Source organism: Lacinutrix sp. (assembly GCF_029238095.1).
In the GTDB taxonomy this organism is placed as follows: domain Bacteria; phylum Bacteroidota; class Bacteroidia; order Flavobacteriales; family Flavobacteriaceae; genus Lacinutrix.
On record NZ_JAQWGS010000016.1, the window covers coordinates 1 to 5103 of the forward strand.

5 protein-coding genes are annotated in these 5103 nt (G+C 31.5%); 4 read left to right on the forward strand and 1 reads right to left on the reverse strand.

The window, feature by feature from the left end:
* Positions 1-433 precede the first annotated feature (433 nt).
* The 4 genes from thrS to rplT all read left to right on the forward strand — a co-directional run bounded on the left by thrS (position 434) and on the right by rplT (position 3665).
* A complete protein-coding gene (gene thrS / locus P8H50_RS04910; protein WP_300206201.1) occupies positions 434-2368 on the forward strand; it encodes a threonine--tRNA ligase in 1935 nt (644 codons plus the stop codon).
* A 70-nt stretch (positions 2369-2438) separates the two neighbouring features.
* The gene (gene infC, locus P8H50_RS04915) at positions 2439-2948 is read left to right on the forward strand and encodes a translation initiation factor IF-3 (RefSeq protein ID WP_300206209.1); all 510 of its coding nucleotides are present in this window, start codon (positions 2439-2441) and stop codon (positions 2946-2948) included.
* A gap of 67 nt (positions 2949-3015) precedes the next feature.
* The gene (gene rpmI, locus P8H50_RS04920; protein WP_300206203.1) at positions 3016-3213 is read left to right on the forward strand and encodes a 50S ribosomal protein L35; all 198 of its coding nucleotides are present in this window, start codon (positions 3016-3018) and stop codon (positions 3211-3213) included.
* 107 nt (positions 3214-3320) lie between these two features.
* The gene (rplT, locus tag P8H50_RS04925) at positions 3321-3665 is read left to right on the forward strand and encodes a 50S ribosomal protein L20 (RefSeq protein ID WP_300206205.1); all 345 of its coding nucleotides are present in this window, start codon (positions 3321-3323) and stop codon (positions 3663-3665) included.
* Positions 3666-3814: 149 nt separating this feature from the next.
* Here rplT and P8H50_RS04930 read toward each other — a convergent pair.
* Positions 3815-5103 (reverse strand): LamG-like jellyroll fold domain-containing protein (locus P8H50_RS04930; RefSeq protein WP_300206207.1); only part of this gene is annotated, 1289 nt, incomplete at its 5' end.

The following is a 5103-nucleotide window of genomic DNA, read 5'->3' on the forward strand; positions in this document are numbered from 1 at the left end:
TCTTTAACAAGCTTTTATTTATTCTTTTTTATTGTTTTATTTTTAACCCTGCCCTTATTGCTTGTAATCAATACATTACAAATAAATTTTATTTTTAAATATTTAATGTTTTTGTCCTTATTATTTATACTGTATTTAAAACTCTTTTGACATAAATAATAAAACTATAGAAAACACAACTCTTGTGGGAGAATTTAAAATCTTGAATTACATACTTCTTGAGACACTATTACTTCTGAACAGTACAACTTAAACTAAGCCCTTAGGAACATTTTGCTCTAGGTAGAGGTAAATCGTTTCTTTTTGTTTTAAAAATAGAACAAAGCATTTAATTAATTATGTAAATATGAAGATTTAAAATTTTTAATTTACACATATATATTGCCTTTGTGTATTTAACCTATTATATTTGCTAGCTGAATTTATATATAATATGATACATATTACTTTACCAGATGGAAGTATAAAATCGTTTGAAACGAACTCTACTCCAATGGACGTTGCGAAAAGCATTAGTGAGGGCTTAGCAAGGAATGTAATTTCTGCTAGTTTTAATAATGAAACAGTCGAAACCACTGCTCCTTTGACCGCTGATGGTAGTTTGACTTTATATACATGGAATAATGATGAAGGTAAAAAAGCATTTTGGCATTCTAGCGCTCACGTTTTAGCACAGTCTATTCAAGAACTTTATCCAGAAGCTAAATTAACGATTGGTCCAGCTATCGAAAATGGTTTTTATTATGATGTTGATTTTGGCATGACTTCAATTTCTGATAAAGATTTTAATACCATTGAAAATAAAATGCTTGAGATTGCTCGTGGTAAACATGAGTTTAATATGAGGAGTGCCTCGAAAGCAGAAGCTCTAGAATTATATAAGGATAATCCTTATAAAACTGAACTAATTGAGAATTTAGAAGATGGTACTATTACTTTTTGTGATCATTCTACTTTTACAGATTTGTGTAGAGGCGGTCATATTCCTAATACCTCAATAATTAAGGCTACAAAAATACTATCGGTTGCAGGAGCTTATTGGAGAGGTGATGAAACCAAGCCACAATTAACTCGTGTTTATGGTATCACATTTCCAAAACAAAAAGAATTAACTGAATATTTAGCGCTATTAGAAGAAGCAAAAAAACGTGATCATAGAAAACTAGGTAAAGAATTAGAATTGTTTACTTTTTCTCATAAAGTTGGAGCAGGTTTACCTTTATGGTTACCAAAAGGAGCTGCCTTACGTGAACGGTTAGAGAACTTTTTGAAAGCTGCACAGAAAAAAGCAGGTTATGAAATGGTAATGACGCCACATATTGGACAAAAAGAATTGTACGTTACTTCTGGCCATTATGAAAAATATGGAGAAGATAGTTTTCAGTCAATCAAAACTCCAAAAATGGATGAAGAGTTTCTTTTAAAACCTATGAACTGCCCTCATCACTGTGAAATATATAATGCAGCGCAATGGAGCTATAAAGATTTACCTAAAAGATATGCTGAATTTGGAACAGTTTATCGCTACGAACAAAGTGGAGAATTACATGGCTTAACACGTGTTCGTGGTTTTACTCAAGATGATGCACACTTATTTTGTACACCAGACCAATTAGATGCAGAATTTAAAAACGTAATAGATTTAGTACTATATGTTTTCGGATCTTTAGGGTTTGAAAACTTCACTGCTCAAGTTTCTTTAAGAGACCCTGAAAATCCAGATAAATATATTGGTAGTCTTGAAAATTGGGAAAAAGCAGAACAAGCCATTATTAGTGCAGCAAAAGACAAAGGCTTAAACTATGTAATTGAAACTGGAGAGGCAGCTTTTTACGGTCCTAAATTAGACTTTATGGTAAAAGATGCCTTAGGGAGACAGTGGCAGCTAGGAACAATTCAAGTAGATTACAATTTACCTGAACGCTTTGATTTAACTTATAAAGGTAGTGATAATGAACTACATAGGCCAGTAATGATTCACAGAGCTCCTTTTGGAAGTATGGAGCGTTTTATTGCAATATTGTTAGAACATACTGGTGGTAATTTTCCACTATGGTTGATGCCAAACCAGGTTTCAATATTAACTCTTAGTGAGAAATATGAAAAATACGGTGAAAAAGTTTTAAATTTGCTAGAAAAACACGAAATTCGCGCACTTGTAGATAACCGAAGCGAAACTATTGGTAAGAAAATTAGAGAGGCTGAAATGAACAAAACGCCTTATATGATTATAATAGGTGAACATGAGGAGCATGAAAACAAGATATCTGTAAGACAACATGGAGGAGAAGATTTAGGCACGATAAGTGTAGATGAATTCTCAGAAATTGTTAAAACAGAAATAAATAAGACATTAAAACAATTTTAATACAACGTTTAACTAAAAATATAAAGTCATAGCAATACGTAGAAAAAGATCAAGAGGACCTTTAAGAGTCATTAAAGAAGACCAACACAGAATTAATTCCAAAATTAGAGCAGAAAAAGTGCGTCTAGTAGGAGAAAATGTTGAAGTTGGTATTTACACAACAAGAGAAGCTTTAGCCATGGCTGAAGAACAAGAATTTGATTTGGTAGAAATTTCACCAAAAGCAGACCCTCCTGTTTGTAAAATTATGGACTATAAAAAGTTTCTTTACGAACAAAAAAAGCGTGACAAAGCTTTAAAAAGTAAAGCAACTAAAATTATTATTAAAGAAATTCGTTTTGGTCCTCAAACAGATGATCATGATTACGAGTTTAAAAAGAAACACGCTGAAAAGTTTTTAAAAGAAGGTGCTAAATTAAAAGCATTTGTATTCTTTAAAGGGCGTTCGATTGTGTTTAAAGAGCAAGGTCAAATTTTATTGTTGCGTTTAGCACAAGACTTAGAAGAGCTTGGTAAAGTTGAACAGATGCCAAGGTTAGAAGGTAAAAGAATGACTATGTTTATTGCTCCAAAAAAATAGAAAATTGTAGAATTTAAGTTCTACAAAAAAATATTATAAGTGAAATAATTAAAAACTAGGAAACAAGATGCCTAAAATGAAAACAAAATCTAGTGCTAAAAAGCGTTTTAAGCTTACAGGTACTGGAAAGATTAAAAGAAAGCACGCGTTTAAGAGTCATATCTTAACAAAGAAATCAAAAAAACGTAAGCTTGCTCTAACGCACAGTACTTTAGTACACAAAGCGGATGAGAACAATATTAAAATAATGATGCGATTAAAGTAACATTATATTTAATAGGTTAAAATTATTTATAAACCATGGAGTTAGGCTAACTAAGAGTAATAAAAGTGTCAACATATTGACCGCCTTCTACAAAACACATTAAAATTATGCCAAGATCAGTAAATTCTGTAGCCAAAAGAGCCAGAAGAAAAAAAGTGCTTAAACAAGCAAAAGGTTACTTCGGACGTCGTAAAAACGTTTGGACAGTAGCAAAAAATGCGGTTGACAAAGCGATGCAATATTCGTACAGAGACCGTAGAGTAAAAAAGAGAACATTTCGCGCATTATGGATTACGCGTATTAACGCTGGAGCCCGTTTATACGGTATGTCTTACTCACAATTTATGGGGAAATTAAAAGCTAACAATATCGAGTTAAACCGTAAGGTTTTAGCTGATTTAGCGATGAATCAACCAGCTGCTTTTGAAGCAATTGTAAACAAAATTAAATAAGGGCATTTTGCCAATTGAATAATTATCATTTCACTTATATAATAGAAAGTCCAATTCGAGAGAATTGGACTTTTTTTTATACTTATACTTGTAAAAAAATTTATATAGACTTAATCTAAAAAAAACTATTGATTAAAAGCAGAAATTATTTATTCTATTATAACTCTATTTATTTTTTGTCCTTCTTGGGACTTTATTTTAAATATATATAATCCTCGTTGCAATTTAGAAAGATTAAGCTGGTTAGGTTTACTTTCTAGATTTTGAAAAAATATTAATCTTCCGTTTACATCAAAAACCTCAAGCATAACATTATTTAGATCTGTAACATTGATATTAATTATATCTGAAGTAGGATTTGGATATATAGCAACTTGATAATCTATATTATAATCTTGAGTACTTAATGTATTGCAACTACTTCCTGTTGACACTGGAGAACCTGCTAACCAATTTGAGTTAGCGGTTGTTAATGCAAAATTATTTAATGTTCCATTATTCCCATTTGAAGTTTCATCATTAAGAGTTGCTATTGCTGTATTGTCTTCAGCAGCAAAACCTTGATTAAAATTATAATAAGTAACTAAGCCTGTTTCATTACCTTCAAGTTCACAATCTTTAGAATCTGTAATCTCAGTCAATGTTTTTTGAACATTCCAAATCCTTACTTCATCTAAATCTCCAATAAAATATTCTGTAGGATAAAAATTATTAATATCTGCTGCTCCAATAGTTAATGGTATATTGGGTGGTGTTGTATTAATACCTCTTGCTATGGTTCCAACCAAAGCACCATTAAAATATACTGTAGTTTGTGTTGTATTCATAACCCAAGCCACATGAGACCAAACATTGGCACTTATACCTGATGGAACACTAATATCATTATATCCTATCCCATTATAAACACTTATTTTATTATTACCATCATTTACATGTAAACTCCATCTAGTCCCAGATGAATTAGCAACATCATGCATAGAAACAACCGCTTTATTATCACTGTTAGGAGCTGGCTTAACCCATGCTTCTATTGTTCCTTCAGAGAAGTTAAAAGCTAATTCATTAGATTTTGTTGCAAAGTCATCAATACCATCTAAATTTAAATGAGTTGCAGGAGTAAGTATAGGTCCTGCAGCTCCAACACTTAATAAATCAAAAAAGACAAAATAAGTGTTAGCTGCTAGTTTTACTTCATCAACAGAATTCCAATTAAATATAAATGTTCCTACAGAATCAGTAAGATTATAACTTTGCGCCTCAACTTGCACACCATCTCTAAAGCCATAAAAAGTCATAATCGCAGAAGGCGCACTTCCTTGTAAATCAATAATATATTCAAGGCTATTGAATTTAAATTCGGAGCCATCAGCAGTATAAAATCTAGTGCCAGTTGTATTTACATCTTGAGTTAAAGCTGGATCGTAAGGAAAAATTC

Coding starts and splice junctions, on each gene's coding strand:
- rplT (WP_300206205.1), top strand. CDS start 3,321: ATGCCAAGATCAGTAAATTCTGTAGCCAAAAGAGCCAGAAGAAAAAAA.
- thrS (WP_300206201.1), top strand. CDS start 434: ATGATACATATTACTTTACCAGATGGAAGTATAAAATCGTTTGAAACG.
- rpmI (WP_300206203.1), top strand. CDS start 3,016: ATGCCTAAAATGAAAACAAAATCTAGTGCTAAAAAGCGTTTTAAGCTT.